General features: G+C 48.3%; 22 protein-coding genes and 3 pseudogenes. 14 read left to right on the top strand and 11 right to left on the bottom strand.

The window, feature by feature from the left end; all coding sequences use genetic code 11:
• The first annotated feature begins 65 nt into the window (after positions 1 to 65).
• The 5 genes from H4O27_RS07795 to H4O27_RS07815 all read left to right on the top strand — a co-directional run bounded on the left by H4O27_RS07795 (position 66) and on the right by H4O27_RS07815 (position 4,104).
• Positions 66 to 575, top strand: a complete 510-nt coding sequence (locus tag H4O27_RS07795; protein ID WP_165010282.1) for a peptidylprolyl isomerase — start codon at positions 66 to 68, stop codon at positions 573 to 575.
• Positions 576 to 749: 174 nt separating this feature from the next.
• Positions 750 to 1,580 carry a KPN_02809 family neutral zinc metallopeptidase gene (ypfJ, locus tag H4O27_RS07800; RefSeq protein WP_165010280.1) on the top strand — a complete coding sequence of 277 codons (831 nt, stop codon included), beginning with the start codon at positions 750 to 752 and terminating at the stop codon, positions 1,578 to 1,580.
• A 111-nt stretch (positions 1,581 to 1,691) separates the two neighbouring features.
• Positions 1,692 to 2,540, top strand: a complete 849-nt coding sequence (locus tag H4O27_RS07805; protein ID WP_165010278.1) for a 23S rRNA (adenine(2030)-N(6))-methyltransferase RlmJ — start codon at positions 1,692 to 1,694, stop codon at positions 2,538 to 2,540.
• 146 nt (positions 2,541 to 2,686) lie between these two features.
• On the top strand, positions 2,687 to 3,067 hold the full coding sequence (locus H4O27_RS07810; RefSeq protein WP_165010276.1) for a hypothetical protein: 381 nt from the start codon (positions 2,687 to 2,689) through the stop codon (positions 3,065 to 3,067).
• A gap of 62 nt (positions 3,068 to 3,129) precedes the next feature.
• Positions 3,130 to 4,104, top strand: a complete 975-nt coding sequence (locus H4O27_RS07815) for a class 1 fructose-bisphosphatase (protein WP_165010274.1) — start codon at positions 3,130 to 3,132, stop codon at positions 4,102 to 4,104.
• Between the two features lie 76 nt (positions 4,105 to 4,180).
• Here the strand turns inward: H4O27_RS07815 and cls are convergent, their stop codons facing one another.
• From cls to dnaQ, 10 genes and pseudogenes are all read right to left on the bottom strand, one after another.
• Complete coding sequence (cls, locus tag H4O27_RS07820) at positions 4,181 to 5,674, bottom strand: cardiolipin synthase (RefSeq protein ID WP_165010272.1); 1,494 nt, start codon at positions 5,672 to 5,674, stop codon at positions 4,181 to 4,183.
• Positions 5,675 to 5,765: 91 nt separating this feature from the next.
• Complete coding sequence (gene hemE / locus H4O27_RS07825; RefSeq protein WP_165010270.1) at positions 5,766 to 6,827, bottom strand: uroporphyrinogen decarboxylase; 1,062 nt, start codon at positions 6,825 to 6,827, stop codon at positions 5,766 to 5,768.
• A 163-nt stretch (positions 6,828 to 6,990) separates the two neighbouring features.
• Positions 6,991 to 8,214 (bottom strand): heme biosynthesis HemY N-terminal domain-containing protein, encoded by a 1,224-nt coding sequence (locus H4O27_RS07830; protein ID WP_165010268.1) that lies wholly within the window; start codon positions 8,212 to 8,214, stop codon positions 6,991 to 6,993.
• Positions 8,211 to 9,587 carry a uroporphyrinogen-III C-methyltransferase gene (locus tag H4O27_RS13140; RefSeq protein ID WP_371865591.1) on the bottom strand — a complete coding sequence of 459 codons (1,377 nt, stop codon included), beginning with the start codon at positions 9,585 to 9,587 and terminating at the stop codon, positions 8,211 to 8,213. Before H4O27_RS13140 ends, H4O27_RS07830 begins: the two co-directional genes overlap by 4 nt.
• 84 nt (positions 9,588 to 9,671) lie before the next feature.
• Positions 9,672 to 10,391: pseudogene (locus H4O27_RS13145) on the bottom strand (uroporphyrinogen-III synthase); the annotation flags it as partial.
• Between the two features lie 138 nt (positions 10,392 to 10,529).
• Positions 10,530 to 11,198 (bottom strand): thermonuclease family protein, encoded by a 669-nt coding sequence (locus H4O27_RS07840; RefSeq protein WP_165010264.1) that lies wholly within the window; start codon positions 11,196 to 11,198, stop codon positions 10,530 to 10,532.
• 71 nt (positions 11,199 to 11,269) lie between these two features.
• Positions 11,270 to 11,941, bottom strand: coding sequence for a ribose-5-phosphate isomerase RpiA (gene rpiA, locus H4O27_RS07845; RefSeq protein ID WP_165010262.1), 672 nt, complete (start codon positions 11,939 to 11,941; stop codon positions 11,270 to 11,272).
• Positions 11,942 to 12,039: 98 nt separating this feature from the next.
• Positions 12,040 to 12,528: a 2-C-methyl-D-erythritol 2,4-cyclodiphosphate synthase gene (gene ispF, locus H4O27_RS07850; RefSeq protein WP_165010260.1), complete on the bottom strand. Its 489-nt coding sequence runs from the start codon at positions 12,526 to 12,528 to the stop codon at positions 12,040 to 12,042.
• Positions 12,529 to 12,640: 112 nt separating this feature from the next.
• Entirely contained in the window at positions 12,641 to 13,318 is a 678-nt protein-coding gene (gene ispD / locus H4O27_RS07855; protein ID WP_165010310.1) for a 2-C-methyl-D-erythritol 4-phosphate cytidylyltransferase, read from the bottom strand.
• Positions 13,315 to 14,034, bottom strand: a complete 720-nt coding sequence (gene dnaQ, locus H4O27_RS07860) for a DNA polymerase III subunit epsilon (RefSeq protein ID WP_165010258.1) — start codon at positions 14,032 to 14,034, stop codon at positions 13,315 to 13,317. The genes ispD and dnaQ overlap by 4 nt, the downstream gene beginning before the upstream one ends.
• A gap of 340 nt (positions 14,035 to 14,374) precedes the next feature.
• On the opposite strand from dnaQ, the gene H4O27_RS07865 reads away from it, so the two are divergent.
• The 3 genes from H4O27_RS07865 to H4O27_RS07875 all read left to right on the top strand — a co-directional run bounded on the left by H4O27_RS07865 (position 14,375) and on the right by H4O27_RS07875 (position 16,446).
• The gene (locus tag H4O27_RS07865; protein ID WP_165010256.1) at positions 14,375 to 14,851 is read left to right on the top strand and encodes an NGO0322 family iron-responsive protein; all 477 of its coding nucleotides are present in this window, start codon (positions 14,375 to 14,377) and stop codon (positions 14,849 to 14,851) included.
• Positions 14,852 to 14,995: 144 nt separating this feature from the next.
• Complete coding sequence (locus tag H4O27_RS07870; protein WP_165010254.1) at positions 14,996 to 15,685, top strand: 16S rRNA pseudouridine(516) synthase; 690 nt, start codon at positions 14,996 to 14,998, stop codon at positions 15,683 to 15,685.
• A gap of 563 nt (positions 15,686 to 16,248) precedes the next feature.
• The gene (locus H4O27_RS07875) at positions 16,249 to 16,446 is read left to right on the top strand and encodes a CsbD family protein (RefSeq protein ID WP_165010252.1); all 198 of its coding nucleotides are present in this window, start codon (positions 16,249 to 16,251) and stop codon (positions 16,444 to 16,446) included.
• 72 nt (positions 16,447 to 16,518) lie between these two features.
• Here H4O27_RS07875 and H4O27_RS13150 read toward each other — a convergent pair.
• A pseudogene (locus H4O27_RS13150) lies at positions 16,519 to 17,253 on the bottom strand (IS3 family transposase); the annotation flags it as partial.
• 244 nt (positions 17,254 to 17,497) lie between these two features.
• On the opposite strand from H4O27_RS13150, the gene H4O27_RS07890 reads away from it, so the two are divergent.
• From H4O27_RS07890 to coaBC, 6 genes and pseudogenes are all read left to right on the top strand, one after another.
• Positions 17,498 to 18,862 (top strand): sodium-dependent transporter, encoded by a 1,365-nt coding sequence (locus H4O27_RS07890; RefSeq protein WP_165010246.1) that lies wholly within the window; start codon positions 17,498 to 17,500, stop codon positions 18,860 to 18,862.
• 226 nt (positions 18,863 to 19,088) lie between these two features.
• Complete coding sequence (locus H4O27_RS07895) at positions 19,089 to 21,413, top strand: DNA translocase FtsK (RefSeq protein WP_371865590.1); 2,325 nt, start codon at positions 19,089 to 19,091, stop codon at positions 21,411 to 21,413.
• Positions 21,414 to 21,843: 430 nt separating this feature from the next.
• Positions 21,844 to 23,154, top strand: coding sequence for a trigger factor (gene tig, locus H4O27_RS07900; protein ID WP_165010243.1), 1,311 nt, complete (start codon positions 21,844 to 21,846; stop codon positions 23,152 to 23,154).
• Between the two features lie 165 nt (positions 23,155 to 23,319).
• A complete protein-coding gene (gene clpP / locus H4O27_RS07905; protein WP_165010241.1) occupies positions 23,320 to 23,949 on the top strand; it encodes an ATP-dependent Clp endopeptidase proteolytic subunit ClpP in 630 nt (209 codons plus the stop codon).
• Between the two features lie 104 nt (positions 23,950 to 24,053).
• A pseudogene (locus H4O27_RS13465) lies at positions 24,054 to 24,907 on the top strand (IS630 family transposase).
• Positions 24,908 to 25,096: 189 nt separating this feature from the next.
• Positions 25,097 to 26,278 (top strand): bifunctional phosphopantothenoylcysteine decarboxylase/phosphopantothenate--cysteine ligase CoaBC, encoded by a 1,182-nt coding sequence (gene coaBC / locus H4O27_RS07920; protein WP_165010810.1) that lies wholly within the window; start codon positions 25,097 to 25,099, stop codon positions 26,276 to 26,278.
• Positions 26,279 to 26,313 lie beyond the last annotated feature (35 nt).

Below are 26,313 nucleotides of genomic sequence, written 5' to 3' on the forward strand. Positions count from 1 at the left end.
CAGACGGCCTTGAATTTTCTCTGTTACACTCCATTTTTTGAAAGATATTTAACGAAAGGAATCCCATGATTATTCTGCACACCAACAAAGGCGACATCAAAATCGAATTGGATTTTGACAAAGCACCGGTTACCGCGGCCAACTTCGAGCAATACGTTAAAGAAGGCTTCTACAACGGCGTGATTTTTCACCGCGTAATTAAAGGCTTCATGATTCAAGGCGGCGGCATGGATGAAAACATGAGCGAGAAAAACACCCGCGAACCTATTCAAAACGAAGCAGACAACGGCTTGTCTAACGACAAATACACCATCGCTATGGCGCGTACTTCCGACCCGCACTCTGCCAGCGCGCAATTTTTCATCAACACCGCCGACAATGCGTTCTTGAACCACCGTTCAAAAGAAATGCACGGCCGCAATGTGGTGCAAGAATGGGGCTATGCCGTATTCGGTAAAGTGGTTGAAGGCTTTGATGTTGTGGACGCAATTGAAAGTGTCGCCACCAAACGCCACGGCTACCACGATGATGTACCGACCGAAGCGGTGATCATCACCAAAGCCGAAGCAGTTTAATCATTGATTGATTTATGCCGTCCGAACTTTTCAGACGGCATTTTTATTATCTGTTTAAAAGCACATGATCACGTATTAAATTTAAATCATCATCCGCTCATTTTCACGCTAACAGAATTTTCAATTGTCACGTATAATAAGCAGAAAAACCATGACATCATAAGGAATCGACACATGAAATGGCAAGGGCGCAGACAAAGCTCAAATGTAGAAGACCGCCGCGGCAGAAGCGGTGGCGGCGGTAAAACGCCCGGCATCATCGGCATCATCGTATTACTGGTAGGCGCTTATTACGGTATCGACTTATCCGGTTTGGTCGGCACCCCAAGCGTGGGCATGAGCCAGCAATCCACGCTCGACAACAAACTGGAAAGGCAATTAAACGAACTCTCACGCGTTGTCTTGGCCGATACCGAGCAAACCTGGAGCAAAATTTTCGCCCGACACGGTCAGCAATACCGTCCGGCCCAAATGGTACTTTACACCGACGGCACATCCACCGCCTGCGGTACCGGCCAAGCGGCAATGGGGCCTTTCTATTGCCCGGGCGACCAAACCGTTTACTTGGATTTGTCGTTTTATGAAGACATGCGCACCAAATTAGGTGCTTCCGGTGATGCTGCCTTTGCCTACGTGATTGCCCACGAAATCGGCCACCACGTGCAAAACCTGTTGGGTATTTTGCCGCAAGTCACCCAAACGCAACGCGGCTCAAGCAAAACCCAAGCCAATGCTTTATCGGTGAAACTCGAATTACAGGCCGACTGCTTCGCCGGTATTTGGGCGCGAGATTCCATCAATCAAAACCTGCTCGACACCAATGACGTGCAAGAAGCCATGCTGGCAGCCGAATCCGTCGGCGATGACCGCCTGCAGAAACAATCGCAAGGCTATGTCGTACACGACAGCTTCACCCACGGCTCATCTGCCGAGCGCATGGCATGGTTGAAACGCGGTATCGACAGCGGCGACATCAACCAATGCAATACCTTCGCCACCAATTGATTTTCTTACTTTGAAAAAGGCCGTCTGAATCGTTCAGACGGCCTTTTATTGAAATTCTTCGCACCAAGTTTGCTATAATCTTGTCTTTTATTCATTTTTCAGACGGCCACCATGCTCAGCTACCGCCACGCCTTTCATGCCGGCAACCATGCCGATATACTCAAACATTTCACCCTGTTTCTCGCCTTGGAATATTTCAACCGCAAAGACAAACCCTATTGGTACATCGATACCCACAGCGGTGCCGGTTTATATGATTTAGGCAGCAACAAAGCACAGAAAGTCGGTGAATACAAACAAGGCATTAGCCTGCTCAACCAAGCACAAAAGCTGCCCAACGGGCTGGCCGAATTCACAGGCCGTCTGAAACATATTCTGCCGCAACAAAATCTTTATTGCGGCTCGCCTTGGCTGGCGCAAGCACTCACGCGCGAAAGCGACAAGCTGCGCCTGTTCGAGCTGCATCCGAGCGATTTTCAACATCTGCAAAACAATATGCGCGAAGCCCGCTTAAGCCGCCGAGGCATCATCATTAGCCAAGGCGACGGCTACCAAGGTTTGATTGCCCTGCTGCCGCCACCGACCCGCCGCGCGGTAGTGCTGATTGACCCGCCGTATGAAGAAAAACAGGATTACCGGCGTGTGGTGCAAACGCTGAAAGAAGCGCAAAAACGCTTTGAGTCGGGCTGCTACATGGTTTGGTATCCATGTTTGAGCCGAGAGGAAAGCCGCAAATTGCCGGAACAATTGCAAAAGCTTTCGCCGCAAAATTACCTGCATGCCGAATTACACGTCCACACACCGCGCGCCGACGGCTTCGGCATGCACGGAAGCGGTATGTTTATTATCAATCCGCCTTATCTTTTGGCCGGGCAGCTGCAAAACAACCTACCTGCGCTTACCGATATTTTGGCGCAAGACCAAGAGGCGAAATTTGTGTTGGATTATCAAATTAAATAAATCCTATAGATTTCAGGCCGTCTGAACCGTTTAGACGGCTAATCTTTATATAGTGGATTCACTACATTACCCGCCAATTGTTAAAGATGGCATATGCCTGCGTTTTCCATTACAATTAACTACATCTTTTCAGACGGCTCTATATCATGCGCCCACGTCTTTATTTACTTGCTTTATCCCTTACCCCGTTCTGGTTGGGCGCATGCGGCGGTTCGGAAAACACCCCTGTTTCTAAAGCCGTCAACGGGCAAATGCGCAAGGGCTTTATCAGCGCGGTTTCCGAGCAATGCGTCAGCCGCGTGCCGCAAGCCGTATCGGAAAAAAAAGTCCGCCAAATCTGCGACTGTACTGCCGGTAAAATATTCGACAGCGTTTCTATGCAAGACTTAACCGGCATGCTTGCAGGCAAAATCAGCCCCGAACTCACCGACAAACTCAACAGCGCCGCAATGGCCTGTGCGGAAGAAAGCATCAGCCGGCCTGAAGCTGCATCAGCCGTGGCTTCGGAAATTACGCCGTCACAATAAAGATGAGTATTAAGCCGTCTGAAACCAAAATTCCATGATTTTTATGAAGAAAAGAGTGTAACATGACTACTTTAGCGCAATTTTTACCGCAACATCTGCAACAAAACGACGTACCCGCCGAATTAGGCAGCGTGTTGCAATCCGTCGTTTCCGCCTGTGAAGACATCAGCGGTAAAGTCCGCTTGGGCGCATTGGCCGGCGTATTGGGCATGGCCGGCACGGGCAACGTGCAAGGCGAAGACCAGAAAAAACTCGATGTCATCGCCAATGACGTGTTGATTGATGTATTGAAAAGCAACCCGAATGTCGCCGGTTTGGCCAGCGAAGAAGAAGACACGTTTGTCGCCTGCAACGACAACGGCGGCTATTTGGTTCTCTTCGATCCGCTCGATGGTTCATCCAATATCGACGTCAACATTTCCGTCGGCACCATTTTCTCGATTTTGGCCAAACCTGAAGGCGCGTTAAACACCGAATCTTTCCTGCAAAAAGGCCAAGACCAAGTCGGCAGCGGCTATGTGTTATACGGCCCGCAGACACAATTGGTGTTTACTTTAAAACACGGTGTATTTGTGTTTACCCTGAATGAACAAAACGAATTTGTGTTGACACAAGAAAATCCGCAGATTCCGGCCGCCACCAAAGAATTTGCCGTCAATATGTCGAACCAACGCCACTGGTTCGCGCCTATGCAGCAATACATCGATGAACTTTTGGCCGGTGAAACCGGTGCGCGCGGTAAAAACTACAATATGCGCTGGGTCGCCAGCATGGTCGCGGAAATCCACCGCATCTTGATGCGCGGCGGCGTGTTTATGTATCCGCAAGACAAACGCGATCCGAGCAAACCGGGCAAATTGCGCCTGATGTATGAAGCCAACCCGTTGAGCCTGATTTTTGCCCAAAGCGGCGGCGCAGCCAGCAATACGCTGGAACAGATTCTCAGCATCCGGCCAACCGGCCTGCACCAACGCGTGTCGGTCATTATGGGCAGCCGCGAAGAAGTGGAACGCGTTAATGAGTTGCACAAAGCGTAATATTTAAGCTGATGATTTAGTTTGAATCACTAGAAATCAAAAGGCCGTCTGAAATTTCAGACGGCCTTTTATAATGTTAAAGAAGCGGACTCATCAAGCGCACCACGTTTTCCACCAAAATCCACCATTTTGAGCGTTGCCGCCATTCGTCGGCGGAAATATATTGGCTGCCGGCCAAATAGCTTTGCTGCAAATCGTAAATTTTCTGCGTCATGCCGTGGTCGTAAATCGCCAAGCTGATTTCCAAATTCAGGAAAAAGCTGCGCATATCCATATTGACGGTGCCGAACAGTGCGTAATCGTCATCAACCGTCATGGTTTTGGCATGCAGCAAACCGCCGTCAAACAAAGCCAGTTTCACCCCCGATTCCAGCAACATCGGATAATAAGCGCGTGAAGCGTAATGCACCATGGTCGAATCTATCTTGGCGGGTACAATCAATGTCACGTCCACACCCCGTTTCGCCGCGGAAGTTAAAGCCAGCAGCAGCGGTTCGTCCGGCACAAAATACGGTGTCGTAATGGTGATTTGATAAGTGGCGGCGTAAATGGCGCTGACAATGGTTTCGTAAATCACATGGCTGCTCTGCTCGGGTGCAGACGGTATCACTTGCGCGATAACATTACCCTGTTTCATTTTTTCAGGCAGCATTTGCGGAATACGGTCTTTATGCTGCTTCAAATATTGCTGAATGCCTTGCAGGTTTTCATCGTCTTCCACCGCCAAATCGGCAAAAAACACCGCCGCCATTTCCAACACCATCGGCCCGGTGCAGCGCATCATCACATCAATCCACTCACCCACGCCGGAATCTTGCTTGAAATAGCTGGGATCAACCAAATTGAAGCTGCCGGTGTAACCGATTTTGCTGTCCACCACCAAAATTTTGCGGTGGTTGCGCAAATCGGTGCGCGTGAACAAGGTTTTGAACAAGCCCACCGGCAACGCGCATTCGATTTCTACGCCGGCCTGACGCAAGCGTCCGACCCAATAGCTGTTTAAAAAATCTCTGCTGCCCACGCCGTCGGCCAAAATCGCGCAATCAACGCCACGCTGTGCTGCGTTCATCAACGATTCTAATAATTTTTCAATCCGCCCTTGCGCATCAATAATATAAAACGCCATGACCACCGATGTTTCCGCTTGTTCAATATCGGCAATCATGGTGTCGATGATGGTATCCGTGGCGGGCAGCAAAGTCATGGCATTGCTTTGCGTCGCACCCAAACCCGTAGTGTGCGCCGCCACTTGGCTGATACCGTGAAGATGCGGTTTCATTTGGCCGCTGATGTCGAGATGTATGTCATGCAGGTATTTATCGGCAAATTCACCGTAAAAGCGGTTCATCTCGCCGCTGCGTTTGGCGCGTGCTGTGCCCAAGCGCGGCTCTCCGATTAAAATATAGGCAATGGTGCCAAACACGGGAAACAGAAACAATATAATCAGCCAAGCAAATGTCGAGCCGATATTTTTTTGTTTGTACAGCACGCGCAGCATGCAGGCCAAGGCTGCGGCGGTGTGGATGACGACGAAAATTTCCGCCCAAGTGATGTCTTTTAAAAAAGTCATGCCCAAAATCAGGAAAATCAGAATAAGGCGATTATACGCCAAAGATTAAAAAAGGCCGTCTGAAATTCAGACGGCCTTTTCCAATTTTCAATTACTTATGATATTGGCGCGATAACTCATGCACTGTATCGACCAAAATTTTAGCATGTTCCGGATTGGCATGTTGATTGATGCCGTGACCAAGGTTGAACACATGGCCGCTGCCTCGGCCGTAATCGCCGAGAATACGCGCCACTTCGGTGCGGATGCTCTCCGGCGTGCCGAACAAAGCAAACGGATCAAAGTTGCCTTGCAAAGCCACTTTGTCACCCACGCGGCGGCGTGCTTCACCGATGTTGCAAGTCCAATCCAAGCCCAGTGCATCGGCACCGATGGCAGCCATTTTTTCCAACCACAAGCCGCCGCCTTTGGCGAATACAATCACCGGCACTTGGCGGCCTTCGCTTTCGCGTTTCAAACCGGCCGCAATCTGCTGCATGTATTGCAGGCTGAACTCTTCAAACGCGGCATCGCTCAATACGCCGCCCCAAGTATCAAAAATCTGCACCGCTTGCGCACCGGCATCGATTTGCGCATTCAGATAAGCCGTTACTGCTTGGGCATTGGTTGCCAAAATTTTGTGCAGCAAATCAGGGCGCGAATACATCATGGTTTTGATGGTTCGGAATTCTTTGCTGCTGCCGCCTTCGACCATATAGCAAGCCAGCGTGAACGGGCTGCCGGAGAAGCCGATTAACGGCACTCGGCCGTTTAAGGCGGCACGGATGGAAGTGACCGCGTCAAACACATATTGCAACTTGGCCATATCCGGCACTTCCAATTTAGCGATGTCGGCCTCGTGCTGCAATGGTTTCTCAAATTTCGGCCCTTCGCCTTCGGCAAAATACAGCCCCAATCCCATGGCATCCGGCACGGTCAGAATGTCGGAAAACAAAATCGCCGCATCCAAATCAAAACGTTCCAAAGGCTGAATAGTCACTTCGGTGGCCAACTCGATATTTTTACACAAATCCAAAAAGCTGCCCGCCTGTGCGCGCGTGGCTTTGTATTCCGGCAGATAGCGTCCGGCTTGGCGCATCATCCAAATCGGCGTGTATTCAACAGGTTGTTTCAAAAGAGCACGGAGAAAAGTATCGTTTTGCAATGGAATCATGACAGCTTTCTGAATATAAGGCCGTCTGAAAAAGGCGGCCGGGATCAATGAAATACGCGCATTGTGTTACCGCGCATGATGAATGTATTGTAAACATAAAAAGGCCGTCTGAACAGGTTTCACATGTATTGAAACGTTTCAGACGGCCTTCAATTTGATGCCCTTACGCTTTGGTAATCAAAGCGACCGGTTCTTCCTCTTCCACCACGCTTTCCAATACCAGCTTGCGCTGGGCATCGGCTTTTTGAGACTGATTGGTTTCGTCGAACACACGCGCCAAAGCCAAATGCGCGCTCAAGCTCGGTTTAATCGCCAAGCTGGCTTCCAAATAGCCTTGCGCCTTGCCCCAAAGCTTCTTGCCGTAAGCCAATTGGCCCAAATACATCAGCAATTGCGCATTGTCCGGACGTGCTTTCAGCCAAGAATCGGCAATGTCGATGACTTTTTGCTGTTCGCGGTCGCTCAAATAGCGCACACTCTCGACAAACGGTTCCAACAATTCGACTTGCTGTGTTTGCGGATAATATTGGCCGACCCATTTTACCGCTTGCTCATACAAGCCCAAACGCTCGTATTTTTGCGCAATTTCGATACACATTTCACCGGCTTTCAAATTATCCGGAATGCGTTTCAAGCAGGCTTTCAAGCCGTTTTGATCGGAAGCCAGTGCCAACAGGCGGCGGTATGCCCAAGTTTGGTATTGTTCGGCTTCATAATCGTTAATCGCACCGGCTTTCACCAGTTTTTCTGCTTTGTTCAACACTTCCAACGCATTGCCGTGGTCGAAAGCGTAACGCAACTGCAAGCGCACCAAGCGGGTCAGGTTCGGATTGATTTGCGCGGCGGCATTCAGGTTTTCTTCGGCAGCCGGATAATCGCGGCGGCTCAATGCCGATTCCGCCAGCAGCAGATAGCGCGACAATTGCTGTTTTTTCGGCAGTAATTCGATGTCTTTCAAATAGCGGTCGCGCAAATCCAAATTATCCATCTGGTCGGCGGCGTGCGCACCCAACATCAAAGCCAGAGTGCGGTTATCACCCGCTTCCTTGTTGGTTAACACTTTAGCCGCTTCCAATTCCGCTTTCTCAAAGCGGCCTTCAAAAAACGCCAAACCCGCGCTGTTTAAAGCATGCACCGCTTGATTGCCTTTACGCGCTACGCCGAAACGCTGCAAGCGGCTCGGCACATTCAACACGCCGGCCAAGAATTTCACCAGCAAATACAACACCGCCGCCGCCGCAATCAGTCCCAAGATAAAGGCATGCAGGTTGATGCGCAACATGGTCTGCTCGACCACGACATACACATTACCGGTGTAAATACCCGATGCCAACGCCAAACCCACGGCTACGGCAAATAAAATTACAATCCAAATGACGCTCTTCATACCTGTTCCCCTTTCGCTTGCGCCGGTGTTTCTTGGGCGGCTTCCGGTTTGGCAGCAGGTGCGGCCGGTGTTTGCGGCTGCGATGCTTTGTTTTCAGACGGCAACGCAGGCGGTTCAGGCATGGCGGCGGCAGAAGCCGGGGCGGATGCTTGTGCTTCAACGGCTTCGGAAGCAGCTTTCGGCTCGGCTGCTTCCGAAGCAGCAGCTACTGCTGCTTGCGCGCGGCTGCCGTCTTGGTAAGCGCGCACGGCGGCCAAGCTGTTTTTCAATGCATCACCGCCGGTCATGCGGACATCCAAGGTTTTCAACTCGGCCAATTCTTTCAACCATGATTGGGTGGCCGGTGATTTGTTATCAAAATACTGTTTCACGGTAGCTTCGGCATTGTTCAAATCGCTTTGATACACTTCGCCGTTGTGTTGCAGCAAAGCGGTACGTGCATCCAACAGGCGCAAACGCAAGTTTTCACGCACGAAATAAATCTGTTCCGGCGACAACAACATTGAATCGTTGCTCTCCAAATTGCGTACTTCCACCAAGCCTTTCAATGCGCCGATCGATTTTTCCCACGCATTTTCCCACCATGAAAGCTGCGGATTTTCTTGAACCTGTTCTACCGCGCCCGGTTTCAGCGTGCCATCGACCACCAGCGGCAAACCGGCCACAGCCGTTTCCAAGCGGTCGATACGCAAGGCGGTGCTGGAAACATCGACATAAGGTCGGTTTTTCAATTCGGCCAAATCGCTGCTGATGGCTTGTTTAATCGGCAACAATTCAGGCTGGTCGAAACGGTTCAAGCGGCTGTTGACATGTTCCAACACGCCCACCGCGCCCGGCACATTACCCGACAGCATCAATTGCTGCGCAGCCAGATTCAGCATGCTTTCCGCTTCGTCCACCAACCAATTGACCCGGCCTTTCACCAATTCCTGATAGGCTTTTTGGTTCAGCCCGATTTGGTCGCTGTTGGCTTTTTGCGCATTGGCCAAACGCTCGATTTCGGCTTGAATCGTGGTTTGACGGTTGATGTTTTCTTTCAGTAAAGAAGCGTTTTCAGACTCACCCAACGCGGCTTTGTCGATTTTTTGGGTAAAGGCCAATTCTTGATTTTTCAACACATTCTGGCCTTGGACAAACAAGAAACCGCTCGCGCCCAAGCCCAACAAGGCCAGCACCAGAGCACCTGCGGCCAAGCCTTTGCCGGATGACTGCTGAATCACCACCGGCGCCGGGGTTTGGAAAGACGGCTCGTTTTTCGGCATATTTTTATTGTCTGACATAGTGTTTCCTGTATTTCGATGTTCAGCCCCCGCCGGTGCGGCCGGCTTCGGTTCGGCCGGAGCGTTTTCCGATTCGGCTTTTTCAGACGGCATGGCTTTGCCTTCTGTATTGACCGCAATCACACGCTCGTCGTTGTCTTTGTTGATTCCGGGATATTTGTCTTCGGTTTGGCTCATATCGGCTCCGTTTGAGACATGGGATAAAGCCGCTGCATCGAGTGCGGCGACCAATTGGATGTTTTGTGCGCCGGCCTGCCGTAAAGCATCAGCCACGCGCTCATGATGGGTCAAGTATAACAAGGTTTTAAAGCGTTGCGCCAATACCGGCGGTACTTGTTCGAACAAGGCTTTCACACTTTCGGTGGAAGTGATGTATGCCGCCTGCACATTTTTATCGTCGAAATCTTGCCAATTCAATTCTTTAGGCCGTCTGAAATACACTTCGGCCACCGCCACACCGAAGCCTTGTTTACGCAAATTTTCGATAAGAAAATCACGCCCGCCATGACCGCGCACCACCAGAATTTTGGCGTTTTGCGGCAGGTTTTGCCAAATCGGCAGCCGCAATACGGCTTCGCTGTCGTTGCCGTCGGCCGGGCTGAAAATTTTATGCCGGGTAAAACGGTTCAGAGTTCGACGGCTGGCTTCGCCAACAGTAATCTGCACTTTCATGCCGTCTGAAAAATCAACATGCGGCGCTGCGATTTCGATGGCGGTCGGGCTGACCCAAAACACGGCATCGCATTGTCGGAACACTTCCGCCAATCCGGTTAAAGCGGTTTCATCGGGTTCGATTTCGATGGGGCTGAACGCCATCGCTTCCCAACCCAATTGACGGCATACGGCAATGTCTTGTTGCGCCCGTGCCTCGGGACGTACGATTAATAAGGTAGGCATATTCAGACGGCCTTTCTTAGAATCCGGGTGAATCGTGAGAAAAGAATCAAGACCAACATACCGATTTATTGCCGATTTCGCAAGCGTCGGCGTTCAGACGGCCTATTTGCCGCCAAATGAAAAAAGGCCGTCTGAAAACTACCAACCAAACCATTTGGTGCTGGTGCTTTGATTGTTTTCGCGATTTTGCTGCTTGCGGAAATCCCACGGCGCTTGCGGATTTTTTGCCTGCCACAATCCTTTGCGATCACGCTTGGCCTGTTTTTGCGCGGCGGCGTATTCGGTAAATGCCAGTTTGTTTTGCTGCTTCCCGGCATAATATTCATAATGCCACGCCGCGCCTTCGCGCACCATCATCAGGTTCAAATCGGTATTGCCTTTAAACACCTGCGCCACTTCGCGCCCATAGCGGTCAAGTTCGAACACTTTTACTTTCACCTTGGCATTATCGGCCGCCGCTTTCAATTGGTCGCGCGAACGTATGCCGTAGGCTTGGTTCATTTCCGGCGCATCGATATGCGCCATGCGAATTTTGTGTTTGCGGCCGTTGCCATCGGTAACGTGGACGGTATCGCCATCGGAAATACGCGTGATGCGTCCGGTATAGTTTTTCTGTTGGCTTTGCTTTTGTTTGCCTGCCTGTTCAATGCCGGCCAATTCGTATAAATCCGGCAGCACGCTTTTCCAATTGCGGCCCTGTTTGACACGCTCGGCAACTTCGCCGCCGACTTTCAACCAGTCGGTTTTATCGCTGCTATACCCTAAGCCACCGGCCACTGCGGCCGCAATGGCCAACCATTTCAACATCTTGTTATTCCATTATTGTGAAGGCCGTCTGAAAATGTTTGCACTTTTTCAGACGGCCTTAAAATGAGTGTTTAATCCTGACCCGGATAAATCACTTTGGCACCTTCCGACGTACCCAATACTAATACGTCGGCAGCATTGCGGCCGAAAATACCGTTTTCCACCACACCGACGATTTGGTTGATTTCGTCTTCGAGCGTTACCGGACGGTCAATATTCAAGCCATGCACGTCAACGATTTGGTTGCCGTGGAACGTGGTTACGCCGATACGCAATTCAGGCTGGCCGCCCATGGCTAAGAGTTTGCGCGCTACCAATGAGCGGGCATTCGGAATCACTTCCACCGGCAACGGGAATTTGCCCAAGCGCGAAACGTATTTGCTCTCATCAGCAATACAGATAAATTTCTCCGCCGAGCTGGCGACGATTTTTTCGTTCAAATGCGCCGCGCCGCCGCCTTTAATCATTTGCAGCATGTGGTTCACTTCGTCGGCACCATCAATATACACCGCCAAATGATGCGCATCATTAAGCGACAATTCAGGAATACCGTATTGCGCCAACAATTCGCTGGATTTTTTTGAAGTCGATACCGCGCCTTTGATTTTTTTACCGCTTTTGCCCAAAGCTTCGATAAAGAGATTGATGGTCGAGCCGGTTCCGATGCCGATGTATTCGTTTTCCGGCACAAATTCAACCGCTTTTTCCGCTGCAATGCGCTTCAATTCGTCTTGTGTCGCCATGATTGCTCCCTTATATAAATGATGTTGGATGGATTTTGAGTCTGTTACAAACCGCTCGCTTTAATTGTAACATCGAGACAGCAAACCGTCATAACGGATTATTCGCTGCCGATATGCGCCAACAGCACCGCCGCCTGTGCTTCAATCGCTTCCATGCGGCCGAGATAGCCTAATTTCTCGTTGGTTTTGCCCTTCACGTTGACACACGCAATATCAATGCCCAAATCTTCGGCAATATTCGCGCGCATGGCATCGATGTGCGGGCGAAGTTTCGGCTGCTGGGCGATGATGGTGCTGTCCACATTTACCACTTGCCAGCCTTGCGCCTGCACCGCTTTATAAGCTTCACGCAGCAAAAATCGGCTGTCGGCGTCTTTATTTTCAGCCGCCGTATCGGGAAACAGCTTACCGATGTCGCCCAAAGCCGCTGCTCCCAATACCGCATCGGTAATCGCGTGCAACAAAGCATCGGCATCGGAATGGCCGAGCAAGCCTTTTTCAAATGGAATTTTCACGCCGCCGAGAATCAAATCGCGCCCTGCTACCAGTTGGTGAACATCATAACCTTGTCCGATACGGATATTCATGTTTTTGTTTCCTATTATTGATTTGTCTTTTTGATTTTTAGGCCGTCTGAAACAATATCAACGCAATCTTTTCTTTGGTTCCGTTTTCGCACTGTTCGGACGGCCTTATTACTCAATTGGCAAGCAGTAAGCGCACGATAAATTCATCTTGCGGCAACGTCAGTTTCAAATTGCGCGTGTCGCCCAACACCAGCAAAGGCCGCACGCCCAGCATTTCCACCGCTGATGCTTCGTCGGTCACCCCGCTTAAATCGTCGGCAGACAAAGCCCGGTGTAATAAGGCCGTCTGAAAAAGCTGCGGCGTTTGCGCCTGCCATAATCCGGATCGGGAAACTGTTTCCGTAATTTGGCTGTCTTCGCCCGCACGTTTCAAGGTATCCGCCACCGGCACCGCCAAAATCCCGCCTTGTTCGGCATTGGCTGCCGCCTCAATCAAGCGGCCCAAGGCTTCGGCAGGCAGGCAGCAACGCGCGGCATCGTGTACTAAAATATTGTCGGTTTCCGCTGCCAAACCTTGCTTTAATAAACTTTCCACGCCATTGCGCACGGTTTCGGCACGCGTTTCGCCGCCTACCTTAAATATACCTGCTTTATCTGATGCCACCTGAACAATATGGTCTTCCGGCGACACGATAACGGCAATAAAATCAATCTGCGGATGCTGTTCGAAAATATCGACGGTGTGTTGCAACACGGTTTTGCCGTTGATTTCCACATATTGCTTCGGCTTACCCGCCCCAAAGCGCGCACCGGTACCGGCGGCCGGAATCAAAGCGATATTGCGTTTCATGCCTGCCGCTCCGCCGCAGGTTTGCGCCAAACGCATTCATCGCCTAAAGCATCTAAATATTGCTCGTGCCCGGCCAATTCATTTTCATCGGCACACACCACTTTCAGACGGCCGTTACGCGTTGTTTGCACCGGGTTGGCCGACGTTTGCCGATCGCCGCTTTCTTCGTTTGCGCCCATCAAATCAAATTGCTGACGGGTCATGGCCAGATAGACATCGGCCAATAATTCGCAGTCGATCAATGCGCCGTGCAACACACGCTTGCTGCGGTCGACAGAAAAGCGGTTACACAGCACATCCAAGCTGTTTTTCTGACCGGGGAACATTTCGCGCGCCATTGCCAACGTGTCGGTTACTTGGCAACCCAATTCGCGTACAGTCGGTAAACCAATTTTAGAAAATTCACGGTTTAAGAAACCTTCGTCAAACGGCGCATTATGGGCAATAATTTCGGCATCGCAAATAAAATCGGCGATCCGATTACCCACGGCCGCAAAAACCGGTGCGTTTTTTTCTTCCAACACTTCCAGTGTCAAACCATGCACCTTAACCGCATCTTCCGGAATATCGCGTTCGGGATGAATATAAAGATGAAGATAATTGCCGGTCAATTGGCGGTTAACCATCTCGACACCGGCAAACTCGATCATGCGGTTGGTCGGGTCATCGAGAAAACCGGTGGTTTCGGTATCGAATATAATCTGGCGTTTGCTCATGTGGTTGTCCTTTTTTCGTTGCCCGAATCATACTAAATCAATGCGTGAAAGTATAGTTTGAAAAAGTTTAGTCGGGTTTAAATTCATCAAAACATTCAGGCCGTCTGAAAATCGATTCAGACGGCCACTAAAAATATACCGCAAAAGCCGATTTTTGATATTATCCGACTGAATTACTCAAGCTTTGAAAATTTACCTAAAATTAATTTCAATAAAAATCAAACATTTAAATACTTTTTTCAAAATAATAACAATTATCATTTGCAAGTTAGCAAAAAATCCGTATAATCCGACTCATCGACACACACAACGCAACACAACAGAAAGAAAGGAGAAGCACATGCCGGAAAGTATTTTTAAGCAAGTCTCTCTCGACATTCTGAGACTGCACCAACACACCATCCGATCACTTCTGGCTACGCAAGGTTGCGGCAATTGTGAAATACATGACTCTGTGTATGTAACTATGGATGGCAGATATTATGTTGGATTACCGTGTATGCCGTCTGAAAACCCGTCTGACACCGGAATCCTGCTGATTGAAGACGAAGTTTCACAAGCGCGGCTAAGCTGGGTTGCCCGTACCCGCGAAATGAAGCAGAAAGACAATTTATATCAGCGTGCCAGCAACGCCCTACAGCGTCGTTTGGAACGCAGCAGAGGCAGGCACAGCCGAACAGCCCCCGCCTGTCTATTGGAACTTACCCCGCAACAAGGCCGCCTGACCACAGGCAGCAAAGATTTATCGCTCTCACCGCATGATTTGATGAAAGCACTTTATCCGGCAACACATAAATTAGGAGAATTTGCCCCGTAACAGTTTTGGTAGTGGTTTGTGTTCCTTTTGCGCCCCTTAATTATTTTAAAGGGGCGATTTTTTTTGTTGCCCGTATCCTTTCAGACGGCCTGAATTACAGTACAATAGGCCGTCTGAACATTTATCCCGTATCCCGCACACCGTATGCAACTTCTCAAATATCTTCAATCGCAAGGCTTAGGCAGCCGCAAGCAATGCCAATGGCTGATCGACAACGATTGCGTCGTCATCAACGGCGAGATTTGGAACAACGCCAAAAGCACCATCGAGCCTGCCGATGTCAACACGCTCAGCATTGACGGCGATGATGTGGCGGTCGTACCTATACCCCGCTTCTACATCCTGCTTAACAAACCTGCCGATTACGAAACTTCACACAAACCGCAGCAATACCCGAGCGTATTCAGCCTGTTTCCCGACCACATGCGCAATATCGATATGCAGGCGGTTGGGCGGTTGGATGCCGATACCACGGGCGTTTTGCTGGTGACCAACGATGGCCAGTTCAACCACCGCGTGACTTCACCCAAGCATAAAGTAGCGAAAGTTTACCGCGTCACACTCAAACATGCTGCCGATGATAATCTGTGCGAAACTTTGAAAAACGGCATTCTACTGCATGATAATAACGAAACGGTTTACGCAGCCGAAGCTTATTTGGAAGATGCCAACACGCTTATCATGACAATTACCGAAGGCAAATACCACCAAGTCAAACGCATGGTTGCGGCTGCCGGCAACCGGGTCGTACACCTGCATCGCGATAAATTCGGCGATTGGGACACGCAAAACTTAGCCGCCGGTGAATGGAAATTTATTCAAATCGATTATTGAATGGTGTTTTGCAAAAAATAATTACACATTTTGAATTTTTAAATACAATAAAATCAATCAATTATTTACCAATCCTTATTATTAACAAAAATTAACAAAAATATCTCTGAACTATTATATAATCCGCCTGTCTGAGTAACACTTGCTTCGAAAGAGGTAAGTAAGTGAGTAAGACGTTTTCCCCGTAATGTGTTTAGCCATCTATACTTTTCCCCTTAGTATAGATGGTTTTTTTTATCTTCAATTTATCATCAATTGAAAATAGACTATTGATTAACCCATTTTATCAACCTACCTGATTTTAGCCTGTCATCGAAATCGCCATTACCGAAATCGTCATTCAAGTTTTACCAAACCATGATTTTGTCTGTTTTCTTTAAAATTTAATTGTTTAAGTAAATACTATTTCATTTGTTTCGAATATTTTTCTAGAAAACAACAAGATAAAACATTCAATTGTAAACAGGTTATTTCCCCGCTTGCATAGCCAAGCTCGTTTGGTTACGATGGTTCCACACGAGACGCAAAGCGTGTACCCTTAAAACATAACGAAAGGAACTGGTATGAACTGGGATCAAGTAGAAGGTAAGTGGGAACAATTAAAAGGTAAAGCCAAGGTGAAATGGGGCGAGCTGACCGATGATGATTGGGCAGTCGTAGAAGGCAAACGCGATCAATTGGCGGGACGCATTCAAGAGCGTTACGGCTACACCAAAGAACAAGTTGAAAAAGAATTGGACGATTGGGCTAACGACCGCTAATCCGATATTGATTCTGGATGAATATTAAAAAAACTGCCTATTGAACTGACCCTAAAAAGTTAGGCAGTTTAATCAAGCGGTTTTCAAGGGCTGAATTCTGTACTGTACAGGACTCAGCCCTTTTAATTCGAGCTTAATCCTGTCGTGGTTGTAATAATGAATGTACTCATGCAAGGCTGTTTCCAATTCGGCAATGGAAGCATATTTGCAGGGATAGAAACATTCCGACTTCAACGTTCCAAAGAAACTTTCCATCGCCGCATTGTCCAAACAGTTTTCTTTGCGGGACATACTCTGCACCGGTCCCGTGTCTTTCAACTGCTTTTGATAAAAACCCATCTGATACTGCCAAGCCTGATCCGAATGCAGTATCGGCCTGTCAGACGGCCTTAGTTTCTCCAATGCCCCTTTCAGCATCTTGCCGGCCAAATCGAAAGTCGGGCGGGTTTGGACGCAGTAGCCGATGATTTTCCCGTTAAACAAATCCATCACCGGTGACAGATACAGCCTCTCCCGATAACGTCCGTTACCCATTTCTCATTGGGTTTGTCCGATTTGAAATTGCGTTGCAGGATATTGGGTGCCGTTTTGCCTGCTTCTCCTTTAAACTTTAAACGATCAGAATTTACGCCGCCGTATCACTGCCTTCAGACCCATCGGCGCCATCAGGCGGCTGATTTTCTTGTGATTGGCCGATATTCCTGTATGACGGATGGTCGCCGTTATCCTACGGTAACCGTACCGTCCTTTGTGTTGCCGGTAAACAGTGAGGATATGCTGTTTCAAACCGGCATATTTGTCTTCTGCCGACTGATTCGCAACAACAGCATTTCTGCTCAAACCCATCATCGCCCCAACACTTCACATAAACCTTAAACCGGTCTTTTCACCTGTTTTATTTTCAGACAGCCTGCATTATTACCATTTTTCACTATAAAAATTATTTTTTTCCAGCAGTATTCACTATCAACCTTTTTGATATTCAGATAAATTACATACTTCATCAGGCGTATAATGTCACCCTTTGGTTTTGCTTATCATAGATATTAATATGAATTCTGTTCAACCTCGTCAAACCTGGTCAAATCGATTGACCTATATCCTGACTGTTGCCGGTGCGACGGTCGGCTTCGGCGCTACTTGGCGTTTCCCCTATTTGGTCGGTGAAAACGGCGGCGGCGCTTATGTGTTTTTATTTTGTATTGCCATGATTGTGATCGGCATTCCGATGATTTTGGTAGAAAACGTGATCGGTCGGCGCAAACGGGTCAATGCCCTGGATGCCTTTGGCGGCGAACTCAACGGCAAACCCGTGCCCAAAATCTGGAAACTCGTCGGCTGGATGGGCTTACTCGGCGCATTCGGCATCATGGCCTATTATATGGTGCTCGGCGGCTGGGTCATCAGCTATATCGTAAACTTAATCGGTGGTGGCTTGGATATTTCTCAACCGATTCACGGCGAAATGACCAAAGCGTTTTTTAGCGAACATATTGAAAATAGCCCATGGGCCATCGCGTTTTATACCCTGCTGTTTGTGTTGGCAAACTATTTTATTTTGGTTAAAGGCGTGATTGGCGGTATTGAAAAAGCAGCTAAATACTTAATGCCATTATTGTTTTTATTCTTGATTGCTATGGTGGTGCGCAACATCACCCTACCCGGCGCAATGGAAGGCATCACTTTTTATCTGAAACCCGATTTCAGCAAAATCACCGCTCAATTGTTTGTCTTTGTTCTGGGGCAAGTATTCTTTGCCTTAAGCTTGGGCTTTGGCGTGATGATTACCTTGTCGAGCTATTTAGATAAAAACGAAAATCTGGTTCAGACTGCCGTAATCACCTCCATCACCAATACCTTGATTGCGGTATTGGCAGGCTTTATGATTTTCCCTTCACTCTTCAGCTTCGGCGTGGCACCGAATTCCGGCCCGACTCTAGTATTCCAAAGCCTGCCGATTGTGTTTTCCAATATGTGGGCAGGTTCTGTGTTTGCGGTAATTTTCTTCTTGCTGCTGCTGATTGCCGCGCTGACCACTTCTCTGACTATTTACGAAGTATTGATTACTGCCTTGCAGGAAAAAACTAAAATCCGCCGTGCTGCTGCGATTACCATTGTGTTGGGCGGCATTTATTTATTGGGCAATATTCCGTCGATTCTGGCTTATGGGCCTTGGCGAGACATTTCGATTTTTGGCCGCAATATTTTTGATGCCTTCGATTTTATCAGCGGTAATATCCTGTTTATGCTTACGGCTTTGGGCTCGGCACTGTTTGTCGGCTTTGTGATGAAAGACGAAGCAAAAGACGAATTGCACTACCAAGGCAACCGTATCACGGTCAATATTTGGTTTAACTATGTCAAATATTTAGTGCCGCTGGTCATTCTGCTGATTTTTATCAGCAACCTGATTTAAGCCAATCATTGAATAGGCCGTCTGAAAGATTTCAGACGGCCTTTGTGTATATCACGGCAGAGGTTTATTGTATAATCCGACATTACGCACATTACTTTTTAGATGCCGTTTCAGACGGCCTCTGCAACAGAATTCTATGGTCACCAAATCTACTAAAACACCCCCAAAACCCAAAGTCAAAGCCAAACCGCAGCCTGCTACCAAGCCCAATAAGCTGTCAGAAAGCCTGAAAGCAGCCAAAGCCTTACAAAAAGACGAAGAAAAAAAAGCCCGCCCCGAACATGTGGTCAATCTCATCAACGACACCATGTGGCTTTTCGGTTTGGTGATGACGATTTATCTGGCGATTTCTTTATTGAGCTTCGACATGAACGATCCGGCATGGTCGCGCAGCGTTGCCAGCACCGGCAAAGTACAAAACTTCGGCGGCTTGTTCGGCGCGTATGTCTCGGACATCGGCTATTACCTATTCGGCCTGTCGTTTTGGTGGTGGATTATCGCCTCAGGCATGTTCCTTTATAAAAATTTCCGTCCGCTGCAAAAACAGGAAAACCATAAGCCTTACAATCACGGTGTGGCGGCTTTGGCCTTGTTTTTGCTGCTGGCGTGCAGCCCGATTTTGGAACACTTCGCATTCGATGCCGCATTAAACGGCTCGCTGCCCGTGGGTGCCGGAGGTTTAATCGGCGCGTTTGCCGGTTCCGGATTGGGTTGGCTGCTGGGCAAATCCGGCAGCTTATTGATTATGTTTGTTGTGTTGCTGCTGGCGATTTCGTTGCTGGCGCAAGTTTCGTGGCTGGAAGTATTGGCCAAAACCGGTCACAACGCAGAGAAAAACCTGCAAAACCTTAAACAGAAAATCGCCGATAAAAAACAGCAAAAAGCCGACGATACCACCGATTTACGCGATACCAAACCGGCCCGCCGCCTGCTGAAAGAAGCCAAAACCATCACCGCCGAACCTATGCAGAAAATCGAAGGCAGCAGCAGCAACCGCAAAACCGTCACCGTATCCGTAGCGCCACCGCCTAAAATTCAGACTTCTTTGTTTGACGACCATAAAGAACCGCAGGCCGTAGGCGAATACCACAAACCCGGCATGAATTTATTGCGTATGCCCGAAGGCGAACCGGTGGCCGTTGATCCCGATGTTTTGCAGCAAACTGCCGAACGTATCGAATCCAAGCTTGCTGAATTCGGCATTGGCGTGCAAGTGGTGTCGGCTACCGCAGGTCCTGTGATTACCCGTTTTGAAATCGAACCGGCACAAGGCGTGAAAGGCAGCCAGATTGTCGCCTTATCCAAAGATTTGGCGCGTTCGATGTCGATGCAGGCTGTTCGTGTGGTGGAGACTATTGCCGGCAAAAACACCATGGGCATTGAATTGCCGAATGAATACCGCCAAGACGTAATGTTGAGCGAAATTTTATCTTCGGAAGTATTTAACGAAGCCCAATCCAAGCTGACCGTCGCCTTGGGTAAAGACATTTCCGGCAACCCTGTGGTCGGCGACCTGGCCAAAATGCCGCATTTATTGGTAGCAGGCATGACCGGTTCGGGCAAATCCGTCGGCGTCAACGGCATGATCATGTCCATACTGTATAAAGCCACACCGGATGAAGTTCGCTTCATCATGATTGATCCGAAAATGCTGGAATTGAGCATTTACGACGGCATTCCGCACCTGCTCTGCCCTGTTGTCACCGATATGCGTGAAGCCGGTCAGGCGCTGAATTGGTGTGTGGCTGAGATGGAAAAACGCTACCGCCTGCTTTCCCATGCCGGCGTTCGCAATTTAGACGGCTTCAATAAAAAAGTCGAAGATGCCCAAGCAGCAGGCAAGCCGCTGCCGAACCCCTTCAGTCTCAATCCTGATGACCCGGAACCATTGGAAAAACTGCCGCTGATTGTATTAGTGATTGACGAATTGGCCGATTTGATGATGACCGAACGCAAAGCCGTCGAGCAGCAAATCGCCCGCTTGGCGCAAAAAGCGCGTGCCGCGGGCATTCACATGATTGTCGCTACCCAACGCCCAAGCGTCGATGTGGTAACCGGCTTGATTAAAGCCAATATCCCGACGCGCATGGCCTTTACCGTGCAAAGCAAAATCGACAGCCGGACTATTCTCGATCAAATGGGTGCGGACGAATTGCTGAAATACGGCGATTCACTATTCCTCCAACCGGGCAGCGCCGAGCCGACACGCGTGCAAGGTGCGTTTGTATCTGATGACGAAGTGCATAAAGTCGTTGCCCATGTCAAAGAACAAGCTCCGACCCGCTACATCGAAGGCTTGCTCAGCGGCGAAGCGGCATTGGAAACCACCAACATCATCAACCCAAATGCCGACAGCGACGAATTGTTCGATCAAGCCGTTGCATTTGTATTAGACAGCAAAAAAACCTCGATTTCCGCACTGCAACGCCAATTGCGCATCGGTTACAACCGCGCGGCCAATTTGATGGAAGCATTGGAAAACGCAGGTGTGGTAACCCCTGCCGACATCAGCGGCAGCCGTCGCATTTTGGCGCAAAAAGACCAGCTTTGATTTAAAGCATTGCAAAGGCCGTCTGAAAATTCATTTTCAGACGGCCTTTTTTAGATATAAACAAGAATGAATTACCGTATTGATCTGAATCACAGTTTATAGTGGATTCACTTTAAAACAGGACAAGGCGGCGGGCCTAAGACAATATGGATAATACGGCTAGGCGAACCAACGCCGTATATTTTAAAAGGGATTCACTATATTTTGTCCCATCCTTACCGATCCACACCACAGGCTGCCTGAACCGACCAATTTTCAGACGGCCTTATCGCCTATTATTCAAACATTGTGATATACTAGTCGGCTGAATTTTATCCCTTTTGCAACCAATGGCCGCCAGAGGCTGCCGATTGTCGTTTTGCCGCCTTTGAAGGCAAATCACGCAAACAGGTTCCCATCCATTAATCAACAAGATATTTAAGGGCTTACGATGAGCGTAACTGTAGAAACTTTAGAAAACTTGGAACGCAAAGTAATTGTGTCTCTGCCTTGGGCTGAAATCAACGCAGAAACCGACAAACGTTTGAAACAAACCCAACGCCGCGTAAAAATCGACGGCTTCCGTCCGGGTAAAGCTCCCTTGAAAATGGTTGCGCAAATGTACGGCGCAAGCGCCCAAAACGATGTAATGAACGAATTGGTTCAACGTGCATTCTACGACATCGCCGTAAGCGAAAACCTGAAAGTAGCAGGCTTCCCGCGTTTTGAAGGCGTGGAAGAACAAGACGAACAAGAATACTTCAAAATCGCAGCGGTTTTTGAAGTATTCCCTGAAGTTATCGTTGGCGACTTGTCAGCACAAGAAGTTGAAAAAGTAACCGCCAACGTTGGCGATGCCGAAGTAGACCAAACTGTTGAAATCCTGCGCAAACAACGCACCCGCTACAACCACGTTGAGCGCGAAGCGAAAAACGACGACCGCGTAATCATCGACTTTGAAGGCAAAATCGACGGCGAATCGTTTGAAGGCGGCTCTTCTGAAAACTACGCATTCGTATTGGGTTCAGGCCAAATGCTGCCTGAATTCGAAGCAGGCATTGTGGGCATGAAAGCCGGTGAAAGCAAAGACGTTGAAGTAAATTTCCCTGAAGAATACCATGGCCAAGAAGTAGCCGGTAAAACCGCCGTGTTCACCATCACTTTAAACAATGTTTCCGAGCCGACTTTGCCGGAAGTGGACGCTGATTTCGCTAAAGCTTTGGGCATTGAAGATGGTGATGTCGCTAAAATGCGTGAAGAAGTGAAGAAAAACGTTGGCCGCGAAGTAGAACGCCGCATCCAAAACCAGACCAAAGATTCCGTGATGGAAGCTTTATTGAAAGCGTCTGAATTGCAAGTACCTAACGCTTTGGTGAATGAAGAAGCTAGCCGCTTGGCCAATGAAATGAAACAAAACTTCGTGAATCAAGGCATGGCTGATGCTGCCAACTTGGATTTGCCAATCGATATGTTCAAAGAACAAGCCGAACGCCGCGTATCTTTAGGCTTGATTTTGGCTAAATTGGTTGAAGAAAACAAACTGGAACCGACTGAAGAGCAAATCAAAGCTGTTGTGGCCAACTTTGCTGAAAGCTACGAAGATCCGAAAGAAGTGATCGATTGGTACTACGGCGACGAAAGCCGCTTGCAAGGCCCGACTTCTTTGGCCGTTGAAAGCAACGTGGTTGACTTTGTGCTGGGCAAAGCCAAAGTCACTGAAAAAACTTTGTCATTTGACGAAGTAATGGGCGCACAAGCCTAATCTGCCGTCTGAAACATGACATCATTAAAGCACTGAAGCAGCGAGCGCGCTTTGGTGCTTTTTGTTCATTGAGTGCATTTAAGTTGAAATGCCGGCCATTTGGCACCATATACGGAAAAGATGATTTACTGATTTCCGCATCACTAACTCACAGGAAAAGCCTGCATGACTCCAGACATTCAAAACTATCTCGTTCCCACCGTTATCGAACAAAGCGGCCGTGGCGAACGCGCTTTCGATATTTATTCCCGCCTGCTGAAAGAACGCATTGTGTTTTTGGTTGGCCCCGTAACCGACGAATCCGCCAATCTGGTAGTGGCGCAATTGCTGTTTTTAGAAAGCGAAAATCCGGACAAGGATATTTATTTCTACATCAACTCCCCGGGCGGCTCGGTAACTGCGGGCATGTCTATTTACGACACCATGAATTTTATCAAGCCTAACGTATCAACCCTGTGTTTGGGTCAGGCTGCCAGCATGGGAGCATTTTTACTTTCTGCCGGTGAAAAAGGCAAACGCTTTGCCCTGCCCAACAGCCGCATCATGATTCACCAACCGTTGATTCATGGCGGTTTATCCGGTCAAGCTTCCGACATTGAAATTCATGCCAAAGAGCTGATTAAGATTAAAGAAAAACTCAACCGCCTGTTGGCCAAACATTGCGACCGCGATTTGGCTGATTTGCAACGTGATACCGACCGCGACAATTACATGTCTGCCAATGAAGCCAAAGAATACGGCTTAATCGACCAAGTATTGGAAAGCCGCGAAGCATTGTTGGCAGAAACCAACTAAATCATTCATTATAAAAAGCCGTCTGAAAAATTGATTTTCAGACGGCTTTTATAGTATATTAAAATAAGAATTCCTAAATCAACACTGAATATTTAGAGTCCAAAATGTCATACTCAATAGAACTACGAGAAAAAGCATACCAATACTATCAGGCATGCAAAAATGCTAGCGAAGTTTGCAAAGCATACCAAATTGACCCAAAAACATTTCGAAGTTGGAGAAAACGCTATGAGCAAACTGGTTCATTTGAACATCAAGTCAAAGGTGGCAATGCAACCAAAGTCAATAAAAACCTGCTCATAAAATATGTTAAAGAACACCCTGATGCATACCAGCATGAAATTGCAGCTCATTTTGGGTGTACGCCGGCTAATATTTGTTATTTGTTCAAAGTATTGGGTATGACGCGTAAAAAAAGACCACGAGCTACAAAGAACAAAAACCAGAACAGGTAGCCGCTTATCAACAAGCATTAAATCAATATGCTGATTATCAAGTTGTTTTCCTTGATAAAACAGGATTTGATACTTTTTACTACCGTCCTTATGCCTATTCACCAAAAGGGCTTCCAGTTAAAGCGCAAATCAGTGGTAAACGATACCAGCGCACATCACTGGTTGCAGCTCAAATCAAAGACCAAAGTAATCTAATTGCACCCATGATTTATTCAGGCACGATGGATAGTCGTTTATTTGAAGCATGGTTTGAAGGCGTATTGCTGCCTGAATTAACTGAACAATCTGTTATTGTGATGGATAATGCTCGCTTTCATCGGATGCCTGTTTTAGCAGAGATTTCAGAAAAAGAGGGGCATAAAATCTTAGCTCTTGCATCTTATTCGCCAGAGCTTAATCCGATTGAAAAAGCATGGGCGAACATTAAAAAGCATCTACGAAAAGTGCTGCCTGAAATAGGCAATTTTATGGCCGCATTAATGAGTAGTTTTTATTTTAATTAACTATATTTATCAATAAATGACTGAACATAAAAATATCACTGTTCTTTGCCATGCGTGATTCAAATCTTCTTTGAAATAAAAAAAGGCCGTCTGAAAGCTTTACTTTCAGACGGCCTCAATCTATATACTTCACTTCATGATATAGTAGCAATATTCCGACTCTTTTTAATTTAGATACACGTTATTGACATGAGCAAACATATTCTATTGGGCATCAGCGGTGGCATTGCGGCTTACAAATCTTGCGAATTGGTGCGCCTTTTGAAAAAACAAGGCTATGATGTGACCGTGGCCATGAGCCGTGCGGCAGCAGAATTTATTTCGCCACTCACTTTTCAGGCTTTAAGCGGCAATCCTGTACTAACCGATACCCATGATAGCGAATCGGGAGGCAACGGCATGGTGCATATTAATTTAACGCGCGAAGCGGATGTATTTCTGATTGCACCTGCGACCGCCAATACTTTAGCTAAAATCGCCAACGGAATTGCCGATAATTTATTGACCAATCTGGCTGCTGCACGCAAATGCCCTTTGGTAGTCGCACCGGCGATGAATGTGGAAATGTGGTTTAACCCTGCCAATCAGCGCAATATCCGCCAACTGATTTCAGACGGCATTACCGTATTCCAACCCAATAGCGGCGAACAAGCTTGCGGCGAAGTTGGCGTCGGCCGTATGCCGGAGGCGGCAGAACTGGCTGATTTATTGCCGGATGTTTGGACGGCTAAATCCTTAAAAGGTAAAAAAATCTTGCTCACTGCGGGCGCGACTTTCGAAGCGATTGACCCCGTACGTGGCATTACCAATATTTCCAGCGGACAAATGGGTATGGCTTTGGCACGTGCCTGCCGGGCTGCCGGTGCAGAAGTCAGCTTGGTTTACGGCCAAATTCAGACGGCCATTCCGGCCGGTTTACACACCAGCGAACAAGCAATCAGCGCGGAAGCCATGTATCAGGCGGTTCATCAGCAGATTCAACAGCAAGATGCCTTTATTTCCGTTGCTGCCGTTGCCGACTATAAAGTCAGAAACAGCAGCGGGCAGAAATTGAAAAAAGACGGCGGCGGCAAAGCACCGGTTATCGAACTAACCGAAAACCCTGATATTCTCGCTTCGGTCGCTGCCCTGCCCAATCCGCCTTTCTGCGTAGGCTTTGCCGCGGAGAGCGAAAACGTTTTAGAATATGGTCGTGCTAAACGTCTGCGCAAAAATATCCCGATGCTGGTCGCCAATCAGGTTTCCATTGCCATGGGCAAACCGACCAACCAAATTACTATTATCGATGCCGAACAGGAAACTTCTTTCCCCGAAACCAGCAAACAGCAGGCCGCGGAAGCGATTGTGAAGCGCTTGGCGGAATTATTGTAACGAATCATAATAAAATGCCGTCTGAAACCATCATA

The sequence above is a fragment of the Neisseria yangbaofengii genome (assembly GCF_014898075.1).
GTDB classification, from domain to species: Bacteria; Pseudomonadota; Gammaproteobacteria; order Burkholderiales; family Neisseriaceae; genus Neisseria; species Neisseria yangbaofengii.